The 18148-nt window shown below is 61.9% G+C and carries 21 protein-coding genes; 7 read left to right on the top strand and 14 right to left on the bottom strand.

Annotated features, from left to right (window positions below; all coding sequences use genetic code 11):
• Positions 1–15: 15 nt before the first annotated feature.
• The 6 genes from H4I99_RS10965 to xseA form a co-directional block, all read right to left on the bottom strand.
• On the bottom strand, positions 16–396 hold the full coding sequence (locus H4I99_RS10965; RefSeq protein WP_163902950.1) for a DUF6481 family protein: 381 nt from the start codon (positions 394–396) through the stop codon (positions 16–18).
• A gap of 37 nt (positions 397–433) precedes the next feature.
• A complete protein-coding gene (locus H4I99_RS10960; protein ID WP_163906035.1) occupies positions 434–658 on the bottom strand; it encodes a hypothetical protein in 225 nt (74 codons plus the stop codon).
• A 133-nt stretch (positions 659–791) separates the two neighbouring features.
• Positions 792–1001 carry a cold-shock protein gene (locus H4I99_RS10955; RefSeq protein WP_163902948.1) on the bottom strand — a complete coding sequence of 70 codons (210 nt, stop codon included), beginning with the start codon at positions 999–1001 and terminating at the stop codon, positions 792–794.
• Between the two features lie 296 nt (positions 1002–1297).
• Complete coding sequence (locus tag H4I99_RS10950) at positions 1298–1633, bottom strand: hypothetical protein (RefSeq protein ID WP_163902946.1); 336 nt, start codon at positions 1631–1633, stop codon at positions 1298–1300.
• A 185-nt stretch (positions 1634–1818) separates the two neighbouring features.
• Positions 1819–2418, bottom strand: a complete 600-nt coding sequence (locus H4I99_RS10945; protein WP_163902944.1) for an NAD(P)H-dependent oxidoreductase — start codon at positions 2416–2418, stop codon at positions 1819–1821.
• On the bottom strand, positions 2418–4037 hold the full coding sequence (gene xseA / locus H4I99_RS10940; RefSeq protein ID WP_163902942.1) for an exodeoxyribonuclease VII large subunit: 1620 nt from the start codon (positions 4035–4037) through the stop codon (positions 2418–2420). The genes H4I99_RS10945 and xseA overlap by 1 nt, the downstream gene beginning before the upstream one ends.
• A 215-nt stretch (positions 4038–4252) precedes the next feature.
• Here xseA and H4I99_RS10935 point away from each other — a divergent pair, with 215 nt between their 5' ends.
• Positions 4253–4516: a spike base protein, RCAP_Rcc01079 family gene (locus H4I99_RS10935; protein ID WP_163902940.1), complete on the top strand. Its 264-nt coding sequence runs from the start codon at positions 4253–4255 to the stop codon at positions 4514–4516.
• Positions 4517–4755: 239 nt separating this feature from the next.
• A complete protein-coding gene (locus H4I99_RS10930) occupies positions 4756–4986 on the top strand; it encodes a hypothetical protein (protein WP_246225555.1) in 231 nt (76 codons plus the stop codon).
• 118 nt (positions 4987–5104) lie between these two features.
• Here H4I99_RS10930 and H4I99_RS10925 read toward each other — a convergent pair whose 3' ends face one another.
• Positions 5105–6931 (bottom strand): hypothetical protein, encoded by a 1827-nt coding sequence (locus H4I99_RS10925; protein WP_163902938.1) that lies wholly within the window; start codon positions 6929–6931, stop codon positions 5105–5107.
• A 156-nt stretch (positions 6932–7087) separates the two neighbouring features.
• Here H4I99_RS10925 and H4I99_RS10920 point away from each other — a divergent pair, with 156 nt between their 5' ends.
• Together H4I99_RS10920 and H4I99_RS10915 are read left to right on the top strand one after the other, a co-directional pair.
• On the top strand, positions 7088–8101 hold the full coding sequence (locus H4I99_RS10920; protein WP_163902936.1) for a glycosyltransferase: 1014 nt from the start codon (positions 7088–7090) through the stop codon (positions 8099–8101).
• Complete coding sequence (locus H4I99_RS10915) at positions 8098–8472, top strand: GtrA family protein (protein ID WP_163902934.1); 375 nt, start codon at positions 8098–8100, stop codon at positions 8470–8472. Before H4I99_RS10920 ends, H4I99_RS10915 begins: the two co-directional genes overlap by 4 nt.
• A 7-nt stretch (positions 8473–8479) precedes the next feature.
• Here H4I99_RS10915 and H4I99_RS10910 read toward each other — a convergent pair whose 3' ends face one another.
• The 3 genes from H4I99_RS10910 to pdxR all read right to left on the bottom strand — a co-directional run bounded on the left by H4I99_RS10910 (position 8480) and on the right by pdxR (position 11395).
• Complete coding sequence (locus H4I99_RS10910; protein ID WP_163902932.1) at positions 8480–9469, bottom strand: Gfo/Idh/MocA family protein; 990 nt, start codon at positions 9467–9469, stop codon at positions 8480–8482.
• A 141-nt stretch (positions 9470–9610) separates the two neighbouring features.
• Positions 9611–9877 (bottom strand): hypothetical protein, encoded by a 267-nt coding sequence (locus tag H4I99_RS10905; protein ID WP_163902931.1) that lies wholly within the window; start codon positions 9875–9877, stop codon positions 9611–9613.
• A gap of 111 nt (positions 9878–9988) precedes the next feature.
• Positions 9989–11395: a MocR-like pyridoxine biosynthesis transcription factor PdxR gene (gene pdxR, locus H4I99_RS10900; RefSeq protein ID WP_163902929.1), complete on the bottom strand. Its 1407-nt coding sequence runs from the start codon at positions 11393–11395 to the stop codon at positions 9989–9991.
• Positions 11396–11463: 68 nt separating this feature from the next.
• Here pdxR and H4I99_RS10895 point away from each other — a divergent pair, with 68 nt between their 5' ends.
• Positions 11464–12204, top strand: coding sequence for a pyridoxamine 5'-phosphate oxidase family protein (locus H4I99_RS10895; protein ID WP_163902927.1), 741 nt, complete (start codon positions 11464–11466; stop codon positions 12202–12204).
• Positions 12205–12216: 12 nt separating this feature from the next.
• Here the strand turns inward: H4I99_RS10895 and H4I99_RS10890 are convergent, their stop codons facing one another.
• Both H4I99_RS10890 and H4I99_RS10885 read right to left on the bottom strand, forming a co-directional pair.
• On the bottom strand, positions 12217–12720 hold the full coding sequence (locus tag H4I99_RS10890; RefSeq protein ID WP_163902925.1) for a hypothetical protein: 504 nt from the start codon (positions 12718–12720) through the stop codon (positions 12217–12219).
• Positions 12721–12910: 190 nt separating this feature from the next.
• Positions 12911–14113 carry an MFS transporter gene (locus H4I99_RS10885; RefSeq protein WP_163902923.1) on the bottom strand — a complete coding sequence of 401 codons (1203 nt, stop codon included), beginning with the start codon at positions 14111–14113 and terminating at the stop codon, positions 12911–12913.
• Positions 14114–14243: 130 nt separating this feature from the next.
• Here H4I99_RS10885 and H4I99_RS10880 point away from each other — a divergent pair, with 130 nt between their 5' ends.
• A complete protein-coding gene (locus tag H4I99_RS10880; protein WP_163902921.1) occupies positions 14244–15062 on the top strand; it encodes an AraC family transcriptional regulator in 819 nt (272 codons plus the stop codon).
• A 120-nt stretch (positions 15063–15182) separates the two neighbouring features.
• Here the strand turns inward: H4I99_RS10880 and H4I99_RS10875 are convergent, their stop codons facing one another.
• Positions 15183–16289 (bottom strand): TRAP transporter substrate-binding protein, encoded by a 1107-nt coding sequence (locus H4I99_RS10875; RefSeq protein WP_163906031.1) that lies wholly within the window; start codon positions 16287–16289, stop codon positions 15183–15185.
• Positions 16290–16474: 185 nt separating this feature from the next.
• On the bottom strand, positions 16475–16948 hold the full coding sequence (locus H4I99_RS10870) for a group III truncated hemoglobin (protein WP_163902919.1): 474 nt from the start codon (positions 16946–16948) through the stop codon (positions 16475–16477).
• 209 nt (positions 16949–17157) lie between these two features.
• On the opposite strand from H4I99_RS10870, the gene mbfA reads away from it, so the two are divergent.
• A complete protein-coding gene (gene mbfA, locus H4I99_RS10865; protein ID WP_163902917.1) occupies positions 17158–18141 on the top strand; it encodes an iron exporter MbfA in 984 nt (327 codons plus the stop codon).
• The last annotated feature ends 7 nt before the right edge of the window (positions 18142–18148 follow it).

The following is an 18148-nucleotide window of genomic DNA, read 5'->3' as shown; positions in this document are numbered from 1 at the left end:
AGGCCGGGAAAGCCATCAAGCCTGTCGCGCCTTCCGATTGGCATAGCGACGGTCGCGTTCGGCCTTGCGCGCCGCCTCGTCTTCCAGCACCCGGGAAATGCGGTTCTTTTCCGCTGCTTCGCGCGCATCTATCTCGGCGCGCGCAGCTGCCGCAATCGCGGCTTCACGCTCTTCCGCCTCCGCGCGGATACGCTCCCGTTCCTCGATCTTTACACGTTCACGCTCGGCGCGTCGTTCCTCGCGGGCTGCCGCGATGGCTACGCGCTCAGCCTGGCGGGCAAGGTGGGTCGGCTCAGCCGCCGCCTTGGCAGCACGATAGGCCTGAAGAAGGGCTGCTTTCGCGTCGGCAGCGCTGCTGCGACGATCGGAAAGATCGTTATTTCTCATATTTCTCAAATCTCTATTCCAGTTGGAGTGTCGAGCCGACCCAAGGTCAAGCCTTTCTGACACGTTTCGAAACGGGGCCGGTCTTCGGCTTCATGCTGTCCTGCAATTCCTTGGCAAGACGAGCTTCCCGCAACCGCAGGGTCTTTTCCTCGCGCGCAAGCACGATCGTGTCCAGTTCTTCAAAAGCGCGTTCACGCGCGAAGAATTGCGATTGCTCCTTGCCAAAGGCAATTTCTGCCTGCTGGCGGGATTTGCTCTGTGTTCCTGTCATGCTCATTCTCACTCTCCGCGACTCGGCTCAGCGAGCGGCAATAAAAAAGGCCAGGCTATTGGCCTGACCTTCGTTGGGATCATGCTTTCAACAGTGCCAGTACATCCGTGGTCAAAGGAAAGCAGATACCGATTTAAGCAGCCTGGAGATTGCAGGCCGACATCTTGCCCGACTTGCTGTCGCGCTCCATGTCGTAGCCGATCTTCTGGCCCTCAACGATTTCGCGCATACCAGAGCGTTCGACGGCAGAGATATGGACGAATGCGTCCGGGCCGCCGTTGTCAGGCTGAATGAAGCCGAAGCCCTTGGTGGAATTAAACCATTTAACTGTGCCAGTGGTCATGATGAACCCTTTCATAGCATATTGCGTTACCGCAACACGGATGCGCTGCGATTTAAGATAGCGATTTTTGAAAGGAAGGTTCGTTCAGGGCGCATATGTGAAATGCGCGGTAACCAAAGCTCAGCAAGCAAATATCGATAAACCATAAATAGAGACAGTTGCATCGATTGTCAACCATTGGTTTTTCGAATGCGTCATCGGCTCCATCTAGCCCTCCGATCGGCCTGGCCACCACAGTGCTCGCCCCACCATCGCGGTCGCGATAAAACACGAGGTGACCATCGAGCCGAACTGGTTCAGTAATAATACACGATCTTGCCGCCGTTCAGGGCAGTCTGCACCCAGGCCACATTGTAGGGGCTGATATTGCGCCGGTCCAGGGCAGCAAGAAGGTTGGGATCGTTCATGATCATCGCCTGGACCTGACGCTTGCGGGCAGGCGTCGAATACAGGGCAGCCTGCGGCAAACCATCGCCAGCATCGTTGGGCCTATGCACGATCTGAACCGCAGCAACACCGTCATTGTAGTTCCTGCCGAACAGGATGGCCGACAGGCCATCGCCGGCCAAGGCTGGCATTGCGCCCAAGATCAGCAGCGCAAGGGCGGTAATGATGGCAGAGGTTTTCTTCATGACATGTTTCTCCTTGGCGCATGACGGAGAATCCGGGACATCCCGCGCCACATTATTAGATCACTAGATCTATCGGTATCAGAAATAGTGGACGAAACGATGGAATTAAACATCAGCCGTCAGACGTCGTTGCAAATAATCGTGCGCGATGAAGCCCGCGCAACGATCCTTTGCCAAGCTGCAGTTCAGAGACGGGCGAGCGCCTGCCTGACCTTCCCCATGAATCGCCCGCATCTTTCTCCCGTGACACGGTCCATGTCATGCAGCGAGAACATGTGGAAATCGAGACCGCGGGAACAGAAGGCGGCCACGCCGCGCTTCAGGATGCGCCGGACCGGATTGCCCATGTAGAAATGCACGACCCACCAGGGGGAGCCCGTGGTAGTGACGACCCAGAATGTGCGGATATTGCCGAGCTTCGGCACCAGCCGGCCGCCGTCCGGATCGTGATCGAAAGCCACGCCCGGCACGAAGACGCGGTCGATGAAGCCCTTGAGGATTGCCGGCAGGTTGAACCACCATTGCGGAAAGACGAGAATGAGCCCGTCAGCCGCGCGAAGCCGGTCGACCAGCGTCTGAACGTCGGAAAAATCATAGGGCGGCTGCATGTAGCTCGCCCGCTCGGCGGCGGTAAGCCGTGGATCGAAGTCCTCGGCATAGAGGTCGAGCAGGTCGACGCTGTGCCCCTTCCCCTCCAGCGTCTGCCTGATCTCCCTCGCCATCGCGGCGGCAAAGCTCTCCGGCAAGGGATGGGCGAGCACCACTAGGAAGCGCCGTTCGCTCATCAAAACAGGCTCCCCTGCCCGCTCGGCGGTTCGGTTTTCCTTACCGCCCGGGCCGCCGGCGCCGGCTTTGGCTGCACAGGGCCAGTCGGCGCGGAAGCAGGCGGTGTTCCGTCATACTCACCCGTCACCGCGGCGACACGTCCGTCTGCGAACTCGATTGATACGGCATCCCCTGCCGCCAGCCCAGCCGCGCGGGAAACAGGCCGGTCATCGCCATCGCGGATGACTGCGTAACCACGCATCAGCACGTTCTTGTAGGAAAGCGACTGCAGCATACGTTCGTGGCCGGTCAGCGCCGCGCGCTGTGCCCTCAGTTCATTACCAATGGCGCTGTCGGCTCTCAGCATGAGGCTCGACAGCCGGTCGCGGCCCCGGTCCGTATGCCCCTTCAAGCGTGCGGGAACCGCCGTCAGGGCAGCATCGACGCGGCCGATCCGGGTTCTTAGGCGGTCGATCGTCCGCTCGATGATGCGTTCGGCAAGCGCCGACCGCTCTGCAACGGTCTGCCGCCGCTCCTGGATGCGGCGCGCCAGCATATCGGGCCGAAGCGCGCCTGCCACGCGCTCGAAGCTTCGGCGCTTGGCCATGGTGTTCAGCTCTAGGCTTCTGCCAAGGGCGGTCGCGGCCTCGTCGAAGCGACGTCGCGGCAGGGCCAGCAACTGATCGAGCGAGGGAAGCGCGCGGGCGAGCGCACGCAGGTTCTGCCGCCGCTGGTCCATCTGCCTTGCAAATGCGACGGAATGGCGGGCCGCGAGATTGGCCACCTGCGCCACCAGTTCCGCCTTGACCGGCACCGCCATTTCGGCGGCACCCGTCGGGGTCGGCGCGCGCACGTCGGCGGCGTAGTCGATCAACGTCCAGTCGGTTTCGTGACCGACAGCGGAAATCAGCGGAATTTCGCTTGCGGCCGCGGCTCTGACCACAATCTCGTCGTTGAAGCTCCAGAGGTCTTCCAGGCTGCCACCGCCACGCGCAACGATCAGCACATCCGGCCGCGGGATATCATTGCCGGGACGCAGCGCATTGAAGCCGTTGATGGCGTTGGCCACCTCCTCGCCGGAGCCCTCGCCCTGCACCTTGACCGGCCAGACGACGACATGCACCGGAAAGCGGTCGGAGATGCGGTGAAGGATATCCCGGATGACCGCGCCGGTCGGAGACGTCACGACACCGATTACCCTGGGCATGAAGGGCAGCGGCTTCTTGCGCGCTGCATCGAACAGACCTTCGGCGCCGAGCTTGCGCTTGCGCTCCTCGATCAGGGCCATCAACGCGCCGGCGCCGGCCGGCTCCATCTGCTCGATGACGATCTGGTATTTGGATGAGCCGGGGAAGGTGGTGATGCGCCCGGTGGCGATGACTTCCATGCCCTCTTCCGGCCGATATTTCAGCTTGGAGAAGGAACCCTTCCAGACAACCGCGTCGATGCGCGACTTGTCGTCCTTCAGGCTGAAATAAGCATGGCCTGACGAATGGGGGCCACGATAACCGGAGATTTCGCCGCGCACCCGCACATGGTCGAAGGCGGTTTCGATCGTGCGCTTGATCGAGCCCGACAGTTCCGAGACCGTGAACTCGGCGAGATTGCTGCGCGAATCGTCGTTGAAGAAACTGTTCATGCTTCTTCCCTAGCGCAAATTTCGGGGAAGTTCAGCAACGGGGTTTTCCAATCCCCGGCTCGCCGCTTCCGCAAAACCTCTCCTGTTTTCATGATCTTGGTCGCCGGCATCGTGGGCAGACCGAACATTTCTTCGCGAAAATTACGCCCGGCCATCCCCGCCCGGCCATTTCGCCGGACAATGGGGCGTCAACCAGCCCCGAAAGGAAACCTGACATGACCGATCGTTTCTCTGACGTTCACCCCTCGCTCTCCGGTCCGGCCTCGACCGGTTTCACCATTCTTCCCGACGACGACGCGAATATTCTTGAGACCACCCGTGGCCTCTATCTCGGTTCGGGCGGAGATATCACCGTCGTCATGGCATCCGGTGCAAGCATCGCGCTTACGAACGTTCCCGGCGGTTCGATTCTGCCGTTGCGGGTGAACCGGGTGCTTGCCACTGGTACCACCGCGGGCGGTATCGTCGGACTGGTCTGACGCCTGCCGTTCCCCGGGTCCGTGGGCGGGCGACTTCCAGCCCGCCCCCATTCGGCCGAATCTGGCCCAGGAAGCCGGTTCTTGGCTTTCGTCAGGCCGGAAAACACAAGAACCGCCGCAGAACACCGAAAAATGTGGCGCTTCCGGCTGCAATTCCGCTATTCCTTCTTGATGTGGATCAGGATGATTCCCCGCCGGTCATGGTAGGGAATTGTTATGACCAAGGGGTAGGGACAACTGTGATATTCTTCTCAACCATGGCGATCGGTATCGCCGCGGGAATGACGCGTTCGGCCTTTGCAATAGCGTTGGTTGCGCTTCTAATCCCGCTCATCTTCGTGCTGGCGCTCGTCTTGCCGCCCGAGCCGGCATCGCTGCTGCCGCTCGCCATCGCGGTCATAGGCTTCAACATCGGGCTCGTCGATCTGCTGCTCGTGTTGTTCGCCTGTCGCAGGCGGCCTGCGCATTAACCGCGCAAAAGTGTGCCGCGATTTTTACGGCAACGACATACGGTAAAATAGAAATTGAAAGCGTGTGAAGCGAAACCGAAACATCGCAACACGCTTTGGAGCCGCCGTCGATATTCGCTTACAGGCCGGGGGCTATCCGGTAGAGAACGAAGCCGGATGCCGGGTCCTTCGGCAGGGCCTGGAGATAGGCAGGAACCTCGCCCTTGGCGAGGGCCGCGTATAACCCGCCGGGTTCCATCTCCGAGATCATCTTCACCTGCGGATCCGTCCTGCAATAGGCAATCACAGTTGCGCCCGAACCGTGCAGTAGAGACAACGCGGCCTCTGGCGTCGCCATGCCGATGCGCAGTTCCGCCAGCATGCCCCCCTGATCGCGATGATAGGGCGCCGTCAACACGCGATGCGGCGTATAGCGCAGGATCTTCACACCCGCCTCGGATCCCGCAACGACCGTTGTCGGCTCCAGTCCGCCAAGTTGCATCAGGGCGCGGGCGCTGGCGCAATCCTCGCCGGGGACGGCATTCTTCGAAATCTGCCCGCGCAGGCGATTGATCACCCCGTCGGAACCCTCCGTGAAGAAGGTGCCGCCCAACATCCATACGCTCGGCACGGCAAACAGCGTGGCAACGGCGAAGGTGAGCCCTGCCCCCATATGCTCGGGATTGCGATTGGCATTGCGCCGCAATTCCGCAATCAGCACGGAGAGCGGCAGGATCGACAGGAGATTGGCAAAGGCCGCGCCCCTAACCTGAATGAGCGCAATGGCCCAGCTCGCAAGGATGAGCGGCAGGAGAACCGCATGCGCTTCGACGCGGTCTCTGAGGACGATGCGGGAAGCGCAAACGATGACAGCAAAGAAGCCGACTAAATAGTATCCGCCGAAGCTTCCCGGCTCGCGATACAACTGCGCCAGCGCCGACTGCGCCTCGGTCACCTCGTTGAGCCACATCGTCACCAGCAGCGGATCGAGATCGTTCAGCGGGTTCTGCAGGCATTGCGGCGCAAGCAGCAATACGGCCGCCAGCACCACCACACCATCGAGTGCGAGAATGGCGAAACGCTTGCCGCGCGATCCGTCGGCAAGGAAGAAGGTGGACAGGAAAAGCGTCGCGCCGCCGATGGTCGCAATGCCGAAATATCCGAGAGAAAGGCTGTCACAGGTGACATTGGCGTAAAGACGGGGCGGCACCGTCAGGAAGAAGAAGGCGGAAACGGCGAGCGCCAGGGTCAGCCCGAAGGCCCGGGCAGCGGCGGCATAGGCCGCCCCATGCCAAGCCCAGTTTACTGCGACGACAAGGCAGACGACCGCGATCAGAGGGGTTGTTTCGGCCCCGATCGCAATAGCGAGCGCGCAGCACAATCCGGCAAGCGCAAAGCTCGCTGACCGATGCAGCGGATCGACCAGCATCGCCGCGATGGTCGCGACAAGAACGAGCTGGACGTTGTGATGATCGATCGCGCCGGGGAGGAAGCGGTTGGACGTCACCACGTAGATGCAGGCGAGCCCCAGAGCGATGTGCATGGCCGGCGCGCCACCGAGACGCCTCGCGCCAAGGCCGATCGCGGCCAGCAGCGGCAGGATCAGGAAGACCGGCCAAACGAACAGCGCAGCAGCTTCGGCCTGCTCGGGCGAGAGAAACTGCCCAAACAGCTGGATCAGCAAGGCGATGGGCAGATCGATGAAGCGCGACCAGTGCATCGGCGTGCCGCCCGCCAGACCGAGCCGGTACTGGGTCATGTCGAACCAGCCTTGCCCGCCGATGAGGTCGCGCACCTCAATCAGGCGCATCCAGTCGTCATTGTCCGCGCCGACATAGTCGCTGGCGCCCGGCAGATGGATGAGAATGAGGGCAGCGACCAGAACCATATAATAGATCGGCAGAACCAGCCGGAGGCGTGTCCAGAACGGTTCTGTCGTTCCGACGGAAATGGCATGATCGGCCATGGGCATTCATTCCCCGCGAACCGGCCTCGCTCAGGAGAAATGGCCGGCAAGATCACAGATAGTGTCGATGCGGGAAACCTAGCTTTAACGTTCTCAAGAAATAGTAAAGCGCGCCGTTCACTGTTGCGGCAGAACCTTTTCAAACGAGAATTCCACATGCGCGGAACATGGCCTGACAATCTTGAGGTGGCTGTTCTCCTGCCCTGCTACAACGAGGCCGCGACCATCGGCGATGTCGTGCGCAGCTTCCGCGAGGCGCTGCCGGAAGCCCGCGTCTACGTCTACGACAACAACTCGACCGACAGCACCGCGCTGACCGCCACGCTGGCAGGCGCAACCGTGGTGCGCGAGCGACGCCAGGGTAAGGGTCATGTCGTGCGCCGCATGTTCTGCGACATCGACGCCGACATCTATGTCATGGCCGATGGCGACGGCACTTATGCGCCCGAGGATGCCGAGGAACTGATCCGCACCCTGATCACCGAAAGAGCCGACATGGTTGTCGGCACGCGGCGCGGCGTACATGCCGATGCCGGCCGCCAGGGCCACGCCTTCGGCAACCGCATGTTCAATGCGCTCTACCGCTTCCTGTTCGGCAATGATTTCACCGATATACTGTCCGGCTACCGGGCGTTTTCGCGCCGTTTCGTGAAGAGCTTCCCCGCCGTTTCCGGCGGTTTCGAGATCGAGACGGAAATGTCGGTGCATGCGACCCGGCTGAAACTGCCGGTCTGCGAACTGGAACTCGATTACGGCCGACGTCCGGAAGGTTCGCACTCCAAGCTTTCGACCTTCCGCGATGGCGCGAAGATCCTCTGGATGTTCGCCATGCTGATGAAGGAAATCCGGCCCTTCGCCTTCTTCGGCAGCATCAGCGCCGCCCTTCTGGCTTTGAGCGTCGGCTTCATGGTGCCGGTTCTCTTCGAATTCTTCGCCACCGGTTATGTCAGCCGTGTCCCGAGCTGGATTCTCGCCACAGTCCTGTTGATGATGTCGTTCCTGTCGCTGACGGCCGCGCTGATCCTGGATTCGCTGGCCCGCTCGCGCGCCGAACAGCTGAGGATCCACTACATGAACCTGCCGGCCCTGCGCCCCGCGTTTTCCGAAAAGGCAGCCAGCGGCAGCCACGAAAACAACGCCACCCGTCGCAGCAAAGCGGATGCCGCATGAAGAAGCTTCTGCGCTTCGGCATCGTCGGCACGGCCGGCTTCCTGATCGACGCGGCGGTGCTGATGCTGCTGCTTGCGACGACGCCGCTCGGACCGTTTCTCGCGCGTCTCGTCGCAATCGCCGTCGCCCTCGGCTGCACCTGGTTTCTCAACCGGAGCTTCACGTTCGGGGCGTCGCGCCATTCGATTGCGGTTGAAGGGTTCCGCTACGGCTCCGTGGGCATCACGTCTGCCGTGGTGAACTACCTGCTCTATTCGGCGCTGCTCATCTCTGCGCCGATGCTCACGCCATTCGCGGCGCTCGTGCTCGCCTCGATCGCCGCCATGGCCTTCAGCTTCTTCGGCTATTCCCGCTTCGTCTTCCGTCGCTGAGGGCGGTCTACACTGTCTCCCAGCCGTCCTTCTCGCCGGCGCGGTAGATCGCGTCGATGAAGAGCTGGTTGGCGCGGGAATTCTCGAGGCTCACGACATCGCTGTAATCGCCGGTTTCCACCGCATGCGCAAAGGCCTCGGCCTCACGGCGATACTGACGGCTGTCCTGGAAGCGGAAGATCTGGGACTCGGTATGCGCCCGGTTGGTCAGCTCCACCTCTTCCGCGCCCCAGCGGTCGGCGTTGAAGGGTGAGCGGACCTCGATGAAGCCTTCCGTGCCGTGAAACACCATGGTCTGGCGATTGGCCATCTGGGTGGAGACATAGAAGCTCAACTCGAAACCGCCGAAATCGGCCTTGACGCTGGCATAGATGTCGGTGCCGAATTCCGGATCGCGCTCGACCACGGCCTGCACACGCTGCGGCTCCGCACCCGTCGCAAACCGGGTCGAGATCGCCGGGTAGACGCCGATATCCGGCAGGCCGCCACCGCCGAGTTCGGGCTTGTTGCGCATGTTGGAAGGGTCGCGATTGAAATAGGTGAAGGCGCCCTGCACATGCCGCAGCTTGCCGATTGCACCTTCCGCAAGCAGCGAGCGCACCTTGCGCCATACGGGAGCGTAAGTCACCATGAACGCTTCGGTGACGAGAACGCCATTGCGGTCGCGAGCGGCGATAACGTCGTCGATCTCCGCGGCCTTGAGCGCCAGCGGCTTTTCGCAGAGCACATGCTTGCCGGCATCGGCCGCCTTGATCGCCCATTCGACATGCTGCGCCGTCGGCACGGGAATGTAGACAGCGTCGATCAAATCGGACGCCAGCATTTCCTCATAGGAACCGAAAGCATGCGGCACGGAAAAGCGGTCTGCCATGGCGCGGGCCTTGGCCAGATCGCGGCTCGCCACGGCCGTGACGACGCAGGTTTCCGCATCCTGTATCGCCGGAACCACCAGATCGCGTCCGATCTTCGCCGTCGACAGAATTCCAAAGCGCAACATGGCTGTTCCTCCTCATTTCAATCGTTTCAGAGAGGCAACCTATTGGTGGCCGAAGCCCTTTGCAAGGTCATCGGAGGGAAGCCAAGCCAGCCGGATAACCCATTGCCCTGCGGGCAAGTAACAGCGTTCCCGGCAAGCGGGTCAATCGCCGCCGTCACCGCCATCCGCGCCATTGTCGTCCGCCGGCGATCTGTCCTTGTCGACCGTGGAGGCCGCTTCCCGATTGCTGCGCTCGAACATGAACAGCAGTTCGTAAGCCGCATAGGCGGATGCGCCGAAAAACAGGATGGCCCAGCCGGAGGCACCGTTCGAAAGCTCGACCAGACCCCAGGCCGCCGGGGCGACGACCGTCAGGATACGGCGCCAGAGCGGCTTGAAAAACGGATGCTGTGGGTCGAGAAATTTCACGCCGTCTCCTTCTCCAGCCCGGCCTCCCTGCCATGGCTTCCTGCTGTTCGCGTGCTCACCTAGTAGCAGTGCGGAGCCTTCGTCCGCAAGACGCACAGCCATGGACACCCCTCACAAGCTCGCAACGAAGCGGCTTGCCGCCGTCCTGAGATCCTCGCCGCTAAAGCCGGAGAAGCCGATGACGAGCCCCTGCCGGGGCGCTCCCGAAACGCTCATGGAGGACAAGGCCCGCACGCCCAGTCCCGCCGCCCTCGCCTTTTCCACCAGCGCCGTATCCTCGACACCCGCCGGCAACCGGGCGATAAGATGAAGCCCCTGATCGGGCGTCTCGACCTCGATGCCCGCCCGTGGATTGGACAACAGTCCCACGACCAGTTCGTTCCTCGCGGCCTCGGTGCGGCGACGGGCGCGGCGCAGATGGGCGGCGAAATGCCCTTCGCGCAGGAGATCGGTAAGGGCCGCTTCCGCCAGCGTCGGCGGATATCGGTCCGTGCGGCTTTTCAGCGCCACGACCTTTTCCCGCAAGGGTGGCGGCACGACCATGTAACCCATGCGGAGGCCGGGAAAGAGCGCCTTGGAAAAGGTGCCCACATAGATGACGTGTCCCGTGTCATCCATGCCCTGCAGCGAGGTGAGCGGCGGTCCGGCATAGCGGAACTCGCCATCGTAATCATCCTCGACGATCCAGGCGTCGTTGCGCCTCGCCCAGTCGATCAGCGCCAGCCTGCGCGGCATGGTCATGGTGACGCCCAGAGGAAACTGGTGCGACGGCGTGACATAGACGGCACGCGCCGAGGGCATCAGGCTTTCTCCCGCAAGCGGATCCAGTCCCTCGCCATCGACCGGAATGCCTGAAAGCCGCATTCCGGCTTCCGCGAAGGCGGTCCGCGCCATGGGATAGCAGGGATCCTCGATCCACACGCCGTCTCCCGGCTGCAAGGCGCTGCGGATGAAGAGATCGAGCGCCTGCTGAGTGCCATGGGTGATGACGACGGAGGCGCCATCGCAGCGCACTCCGCGTGCCGTCCGCAGATAGCTGGCGACGGCTTCGCGCAGATCCGCCGAACCGCGCGGATCGCCATAATGGAAATGTTCGAAGCCCGGCCGCGCCAGATGCCAGGACAACAGCGTCCGGAATGTCTTCAACGTACGGGCATCGGCAGTGGCGATCCCCAGCGTGCCCGGCAGGGGCGGCGCGATGTCGCCCGCCGCCTCCACGACCATATCCGGTGCGCGGAGGACGGGAACCTGCCCCGCCACGAACGTTCCGGCACCGGTTCGCGCCTCGGCAAAGCCATCGGCGATCAACATTTCGAAGGCCGCGACCACCGACCCGCGAGAGACCTTCAGGCGGGCCGCCAGATCCCGCGTCGGCGGAAGCTTGGTTCCCGGCGCAATCGTGCCCGTCTCGATCAGCCGGCGGATGGTTCGGTAGAGCGCGGCCGTATGCGGTCCGTCATCCGGCAGGACCGGGATCAGGGCCGACCAGTCGGCCGGATTGGTCTTCATTTTTGACATGTAATTGGAGCTATTTCGAACCAATGTTCCTGCATAGATAGACCGGCAGCATTGAGGAAGGCAAGTTCATGTCCACCAGCACCATCGAAGCCGAAACCGGCTCCTACCCCGTTACCGACCGCAACCGGGTCAAGCGTCTGCACGAACGCGGCAGCTATGATCACGCCGCCGTGCATGCAATCCTCGATGCCGGCATGCTCTGTCATGTGGCCTATGTGATCGACGGCCAGCCCTTCTGCACGCCGACGATCCACTGGCGCGAAGGCGACATGCTCTACTGGCACGGTTCGTCGGCCAGCCGCATGCTGCGTCATCTCAAGGCCGGAACGCCGGCCTGCCTTACGGTTTCGCATCTGGACGGGCTGGTGCTCGCCCGCTCCGGCTTCAATCATTCGGCCAATTACCGCTCGGCCATGTGCTTCGGCACCGCCCGACTGGTCGAGGACCCGGCCGAGAAGGAAAAGGCGCTGCACGCCGTCGTCGACCGCTTCTATCCGGACCGCAGCACACTGCTTCGACCAACGACCGGGCAGGAGATCAAGGCGACGGCCGTCATCGGTATGCGGATCGAGGATGCCTCGGCCAAGGTTCGCGCAAAGGGCGTCGGCGATGATGAGGAGGATTACGACCTGCCGGTCTGGGCCGGCGTCATTCCCGTCCGCACGGTGATCGGCGAGACGGAAGCTTCGCCACATCTTCCGGCAGGCGTGTCGAAGCCGGAAACGCTCTCGCTTTTCGGAGCCGGAAGGAGGCTGGACGACGCATTGATCGAGGCCCAGCGGCTCTATGAAGAGGCCGGCAGTCGATAAGGCGCCAAGGTCTCACTTCCACTCGTGGGTGCGGTCTCCCTTGCAGGGCCGCGCAGTCACGAAGACCGAGGCGTCAGCGGCCTTTTCGGCAAAGGCGCGCGCATCCGCATCATCGTTGAAACCGATGAAGACCATGAGCATGGAAAGCGCCTTGGGGTGTCCCTTCTTCCGATAGGAGAAATTGACGGCGCAATGCGGGTACCCGGCATCCATCGCGTGATTCTGCGAGGCATCCTCCGCAAGAGCGATGAACTGGCCGAGCGCCAGGAAACGATCGATCGCGGCAAAGGCCGTGGCCTGCGAGATCTGCTGGTTGGCGCCGGTGCTGGCGGAGCGGCCGTAATAAAGGCTGTCCGTCTGACCCTTCCGGCGCTTCGTCTCATAAACGATGAGACCGCCTGCAGCCGCCAGTTCCAGCCGTACGTCGAATGTCTGGAACTGCTCCGGCGAGCGGTCGAGTTCGGTGAACAGGCTTCTCAGATCCGCGACATAGTCAGCATAGAGTGCAATGGTCATGGAGCCTCGCGGTCGTTTCGATCAAAAGAAGCGCCGCTCTAGCACGAGCCATCCGCCAGCGATACCGGGTCTTCATAGAGACGGTAGCCCACCAATGGAAACGGGAGCCCGACAGATGGCCAGCCTCCCGTCGTTTCCTCAAGCCGTTCCGATACAACGGCCCCAGGGTTCCGGATGCGTATCCGGCTGTTTACGCGCGCCGCTGGCTCGGCAGGCGCGGCAGGAGAATGGTCAGCAGGCCGAGAAGCGGCATGTAGGAGCAGACGCTGTAGACGAACTCGATGCCCTGCCTGTCGGCAAAGACGCCGAGAACGGCTGCGCCGATGCCGCCGAAGCCGAAGGCAAAGCCGAAGAACAGGCCAGCGATCAGCCCGACACGGCCCGGAACCAGTTCCTGCGCGAAGACGACGATGGCCGAGAAGGCGGAGGAGAAGACGAAGCCGATCACCACCACCAGCACCGAGGTCCAGAACAGGTCGGCATAGGGAAGCAGCAGCGCGAAGGGGATGACGCCGAGGATCGAGAACCAGATCACCGCCCGCGAACCGAAGCGGTCGCCGATCGGCCCGCCGAAGAAGACGCCGGCCGCCGATGCGCCGAGGAAGAGGAACAGCATGAGCTGGGCGTCCTGCACGCCGACACCGAACTTGTGGATGGCGAAGAAGGTGAAATAGCTCGAAAGGCTTGCCAGATAGGCATTCTTGGTCGCGGTCAGCACGATCAGGATGGCGAGCGTCCAGGCCACCTGGTTGCGCGGCAGCGGCAGCGTGCGGTTCGGAGACGGGCGGCCGGCATTGCTGCGGCGGTGACGCATGTACCAGACGCTGACGCCCGAGAGCACGCAGAAACCGAGAAGCGCGATCAGCGAGAACCAGCTCAGGACGCCCTGTCCGCGCGGAATGACGATGAAGGCCGCAAGCAGGGGGCCGATGGCCGTGCCGGTATTGCCGCCGACCTGGAAGAAAGACTGCGCCAGACCATGGCGTCCGCCGGATGCAAGCCGTGCAACGCGCGACGCTTCCGGATGGAAGATCGCCGAACCGATGCCGATCAGGCAGGCCCCGAGCACCAGCACCGAGAAATGTCCGGCATAGGCAAGGGTGATCAGACCGGCGCAAGTGGACAGCATGGCTGCAGGCAAGGAGAAGGGCATAGGCCAACGGTCCGTGATGATACCCACGGCCGGCTGCAGCAGGGATGCCGTGACCTGAAAGGCAAAGGTCAGAAGGCCGATCTGCACGAAATCAAGGGCGTAGTTATCCTTCAGAAGCGGGTAGAGCGATGTCAGAAGCGACTGCATGATGTCGTTGAGCATGTGGCAGAAGCTTGCAGCGAAAATGATGGAGAAGGCGGTCCTTTCGACCTGGCTTCCGGTGGCGGCGATGCTGGCCATCCCTCTTGTCCCCTGTCTGAATTGATAAATGCGATCCGCTCATCCTCCTGCGCGGATTGATAGCCGTCATATCCGGCTTGTCGCTGGCCCGCTTTTGTGTTCTGGTCTGGTTCTTTCGTGAGTGGGCCAAATGCGCGTTATTGACCTCACCGGGGCGGCTCAAAATGTCGGCCAGGACTATCACAATCAGAGTCTGATCTGGATCGAGCAGGCAAACGAACCTGTTCTAGCTCTTGGCCGCGTCTATCCCGCCGGTTTCAGGGTTGCCCTTCATTCGCACAGGCGCGCACAGCTCTGGTTCGCGCGGCGAGGCATCGTGCTCGTCAGCACAGATGACAGGCGATGGATGATCCCGCCCGGCCATGCCCTCATCATTCCCGCCGGCGTGGAACATTCCGCCGAGATGATCAGCGCCGTGGAGATGCGTTCCATCTATGTGAATGTCGCAAGCGACGAAGGCAGGCGGCCGCGCGTAGTGGAAGTCACTCCGCTTGCACAAAATCTGATAGAGGAACTGGTCCAGGTGGAAGAGAAAGCCTTGAGGCACAACCGGCTGACTATGGTCACCGACCTGCTGCTGGACGAATTCCGTCAACTGCCGGAACGGCCGCTCGGCCTGCCCTTTCCCAATGACCAGAGGCTGGCGCGGCTCTGCCGGCAATTCCTGAAAGCGCCGTCGGCGACCGTCAGCATCGATGACTGGGCTCTGAATATGGGAATCGGCCGCCGCTCGTTCACCCGGCTGTTCCGTGCACAGACCGGCATCAGTTTCGTAACCTGGCGACAACAGGCATGCCTTTTCGCGTCCCTGCCGCGACTGGCGGATGGTGAGGCGATCACCAATGTGGCGCTCGACGCTGGTTACGAAAACATCGCGGCCTTCTCCACCATGTTCCGGCGCATGCTCGGCCGCTCGCCCAGCACATATTTGAAGACGCGGGCATCCTGACGCTGAACGCGATGCTGCGGCCCTGCAATCACGGTGCGGTATCGGACTTCCACATCGCAGCAAAAAGCCCCGGATCTTTCGATCCAGGGCTTTTGAATTCGTCTAGTGCGAGGTTGCAGCTCAGAGCGTGCCGGCGCGCTGCTGCAGCATCATGTAGGTGTCGAAGCCGTATTCGGCGACCTGTGCCCAAAGGTAGGCATCCTTCTTGAAGGCCTGTTGGCTGTCGTAGAGCTTCTTGAAGTTCTCGTTCTTGGCGCTGAGATCGGCATAGGTTTCGAGCGCAGCCTTGTGGCAGGCATCGAGGATATCAGAAGAAAAGGCGCGAAGCTGAGTGCCTTCGGCAACGAGCTGGCGCAGGGCCGTAGCGTTGGACGCGTCATAGCGGGCAAGCATGCGGGCGTTTGCGGCAGCGCAGGCATCAGTCAGCATGCGCTTGTAGTTCTCCGGAAGCTCGTTGAACTTGTCGAGGTTGAACATGGCGTGCACGGTCGGGCCACCTTCCCACCATGCGGGATAGTAATAATACTTGGCGACCTTGTAGAAGCCGAGCTTGTAATCGTCATAAGGACCGACGAATTCGGTGGCATCGATCGTGCCCTTTTCCAGCGCCGGATAGACGTCAGAACCGGCGATCTGCTGCGGCGTCACGCCGACCTTGCTCATGATCTCGCCCGCGAGGCCGGCGATACGCATCTTCAGGCCCTTGAGGTCGTCGATAGTCTTGATTTCCTTGCGGTACCAGCCACCCATCTGGGCGCCGGTATTGCCGGCCGGCAAGGCGTAAAGCTTGTAGCCCGCGAGAAACTCGTTCAGCAGTTCATTGCCGCCACCGGCAGTGAACCAGGAATTGGTCATGCGGGCATTGAGACCGAAGGGAATGGCCGTACCGAGCGCAAAAGCCGGATCCTTGCCGATATAGTAATAGCAGCAGGTATGTGCCATCTCGACGGTGCCGGCAGCGACAGCGTCGGCAGCCTGCAACGGCGGCACAACTTCACCGGCGGCGAAGGCCTGGATGCTGAAATTGCCGTCGGAAGCTTCCGACACGCTCTTGGCGATATCGGTTGCGGCATCGAAGATGATGTCCAGGCTCTTCGGGAAGGACGAAGTCAGGCGCCAGGTGATCTTCGGATTTTCCTGCGCAATGGCCGGCGCGGCAAGTGCTGCGGAGGCTGCTGCACCCAACCCGACGGAGCCGGCCTGCTTGAAGAATTTACGGCGGTTCATGGTCATCGGCTCTGGTCGCTCCCTGTCATCCTGTTTCCTGCCGGCCTCCTGCGGCCGCGCGCTGTTAAGCATGCCCATCATCAGGTTGCAAGACCGATAGCGACCGGGATTGCGCGAACAGGCCTCATACTATTCGTGAAATTGCGCCAGATAGCCGCACGGGATCAATAAAACTGCGCGCAAGACTATCCGGCAGACGTCTTGCGTCGAGGATCGTCGAAGGCCGGGTTATAGAAAAGCGAGAGCACCAGGCTGCGGGCAATGCGCTCGGCCGTCGCCATGAACCAGGCCTGCGCCGCATCGCTCGCCTCAAGATCGGCAAGCGTCGCGCGAAACAGCGCGAGCCATTCGATAAACAGTCCTTCCGCGATGCCTTCGACCCCGTGATGGGCCTGAACCGGTTTGCCGCCATAGGCGCCATTCTTGAAAGCCACTGAAGTCCAGAAAGCCTTCATGCGCTGAAGATGCGCGGGCCAGCGGCCGGCGAGCCGCGCGTCGAAAACGGGTCCGAGCGTTTCATGCGCCTGCACGCGGCCGTAAAAGGTTTCGACCAAACGGTCGATGAAGGCAGTATCGACGCCCATCGCCGCCATCTCGGCAGCTGCCCGTTCCAGTATGTCCGCCCGGTTGGCGGCCCTGCCGGCCAGATCGTTTTCCACGGACTTCTCCTTCACGTGTCCAGCCTTCTAATGCGCCTTGGGCTGACTTTCGTCAAACATAGGAACACGAGGCCGATCGTCGCATATGCGCTGCCCACACTGGCGCCGCCTCGCCGGGTCTGCGTCGATTGGCCCACCAGCCAGCCCTTGACCAGCGATGGGGCGAATGTTTATTTTAGAATAATTCTAAATATTGGAGTTTTCCATTCATGTTCCGCAGCCTGTTTTCGATGGCCAAGCGTTCCTTCGACAGTCTCAGCGAGCAGGAAATCCTGGCGCTGGCGATATCGTCGGAGGAGGATGACGCGCGCATCTATCTTGCCTATGCCGATCAACTTCGGGCGCAATATCCGCAGTCGGCTAAGGTCTTCGAGGACATGGCTGAGGTGGAGCAGACCCATCGCAACATGCTGATCGACATGCATCGCCAGCGCTTCGGCGAGCGCATTCCGCTGATCCGGCGAGAGCATGTGACTGGCTTCTACGAGCGCAAGCCGGACTGGCTGCGCGCCAACCAGTCGCTGGAGCAGATCCGTGCGGAAGCCGGCAAGATGGAGGAAGGCGCCTATCGCTTCTATGTCGAGGCGGAAAAGCGGACGAGCGATGCGTCGACACGCAAGCTGCTTGGCGATCTTGCACTGGCCGAACAGGGTCACGAGGAAATTGCGGCCAAGCTTGGCGAAAAACATGTGCCCGGCGAGGTCAAGGCAGAAGAGAACGAAACGGCGCGACGCCAATTCATCCTGACCTATGTCCAGCCGGGCCTTGCCGGCCTGATGGATGGCTCGGTCTCGACGCTCGCACCGATCTTCGCAGCGGCCTTTGCCACCGGCGATACCTGGCAGACCTTCCTGGTCGGCCTCTCGGCTTCCGTCGGCGCCGGCATTTCCATGGGCTTTACCGAAGCGGCCCATGACGACGGCAAGATCTCCGGTCGCGGCTCGCCGATCAAGCGCGGCTTTGCTTCCGGCATCATGACCGCACTTGGCGGCCTCGGCCACGCGCTGCCTTATCTCATCCCGCATTTCTGGACGGCGACGCTGACTGCGGCAGTGGTGGTGTTCTTCGAGCTCTGGGCCATCGCCTTCATCCAGAACCGCTACATGGAAACGCCGTTCCTGCGCGCGGTGCTACAGGTGGTGTTCGGCGGGTCGCTGGTGCTCGCCGCCGGCATCCTGATCGGGAATGGGTGAGGAGTGA

The sequence above is a fragment of the Paenirhizobium daejeonense genome, from assembly GCF_014280875.1.
In the GTDB taxonomy this organism is placed as follows: domain Bacteria; phylum Pseudomonadota; class Alphaproteobacteria; order Rhizobiales; family Rhizobiaceae; genus Allorhizobium; species Allorhizobium daejeonense.
Note: the sequence above shows the minus strand (reverse complement) of the source record. Positions and strands in the feature narration are given on the sequence as shown.

Excerpts from the sequence above, each read along its gene's own strand:
- H4I99_RS10960 (WP_163906035.1), bottom strand. The coding sequence starts at position 658 with ATGACAGGAACACAGAGCAAATCCCGCCAGCAGGCAGAAATTGCCTTT.
- H4I99_RS10955 (WP_163902948.1), bottom strand. The coding sequence starts at position 1,001 with ATGACCACTGGCACAGTTAAATGGTTTAATTCCACCAAGGGCTTCGGC.
- H4I99_RS10950 (WP_163902946.1), bottom strand. The coding sequence starts at position 1,633 with ATGAAGAAAACCTCTGCCATCATTACCGCCCTTGCGCTGCTGATCTTG.
- H4I99_RS10945 (WP_163902944.1), bottom strand. The coding sequence starts at position 2,418 with ATGAGCGAACGGCGCTTCCTAGTGGTGCTCGCCCATCCCTTGCCGGAG.
- xseA (WP_163902942.1), bottom strand. The coding sequence starts at position 4,037 with ATGAACAGTTTCTTCAACGACGATTCGCGCAGCAATCTCGCCGAGTTC.
- H4I99_RS10935 (WP_163902940.1), top strand. The coding sequence starts at position 4,253 with ATGACCGATCGTTTCTCTGACGTTCACCCCTCGCTCTCCGGTCCGGCC.
- H4I99_RS10925 (WP_163902938.1), bottom strand. The coding sequence starts at position 6,931 with ATGGCCGATCATGCCATTTCCGTCGGAACGACAGAACCGTTCTGGACA.
- H4I99_RS10920 (WP_163902936.1), top strand. The coding sequence starts at position 7,088 with ATGCGCGGAACATGGCCTGACAATCTTGAGGTGGCTGTTCTCCTGCCC.
- H4I99_RS10915 (WP_163902934.1), top strand. The coding sequence starts at position 8,098 with ATGAAGAAGCTTCTGCGCTTCGGCATCGTCGGCACGGCCGGCTTCCTG.
- H4I99_RS10910 (WP_163902932.1), bottom strand. The coding sequence starts at position 9,469 with ATGTTGCGCTTTGGAATTCTGTCGACGGCGAAGATCGGACGCGATCTG.
- pdxR (WP_163902929.1), bottom strand. The coding sequence starts at position 11,395 with ATGTCAAAAATGAAGACCAATCCGGCCGACTGGTCGGCCCTGATCCCG.
- H4I99_RS10895 (WP_163902927.1), top strand. The coding sequence starts at position 11,464 with ATGTCCACCAGCACCATCGAAGCCGAAACCGGCTCCTACCCCGTTACC.
- H4I99_RS10890 (WP_163902925.1), bottom strand. The coding sequence starts at position 12,720 with ATGACCATTGCACTCTATGCTGACTATGTCGCGGATCTGAGAAGCCTG.
- H4I99_RS10885 (WP_163902923.1), bottom strand. The coding sequence starts at position 14,113 with ATGGCCAGCATCGCCGCCACCGGAAGCCAGGTCGAAAGGACCGCCTTC.
- H4I99_RS10880 (WP_163902921.1), top strand. The coding sequence starts at position 14,244 with ATGCGCGTTATTGACCTCACCGGGGCGGCTCAAAATGTCGGCCAGGAC.
- H4I99_RS10875 (WP_163906031.1), bottom strand. The coding sequence starts at position 16,289 with ATGAACCGCCGTAAATTCTTCAAGCAGGCCGGCTCCGTCGGGTTGGGT.
- mbfA (WP_163902917.1), top strand. The coding sequence starts at position 17,158 with ATGTTCCGCAGCCTGTTTTCGATGGCCAAGCGTTCCTTCGACAGTCTC.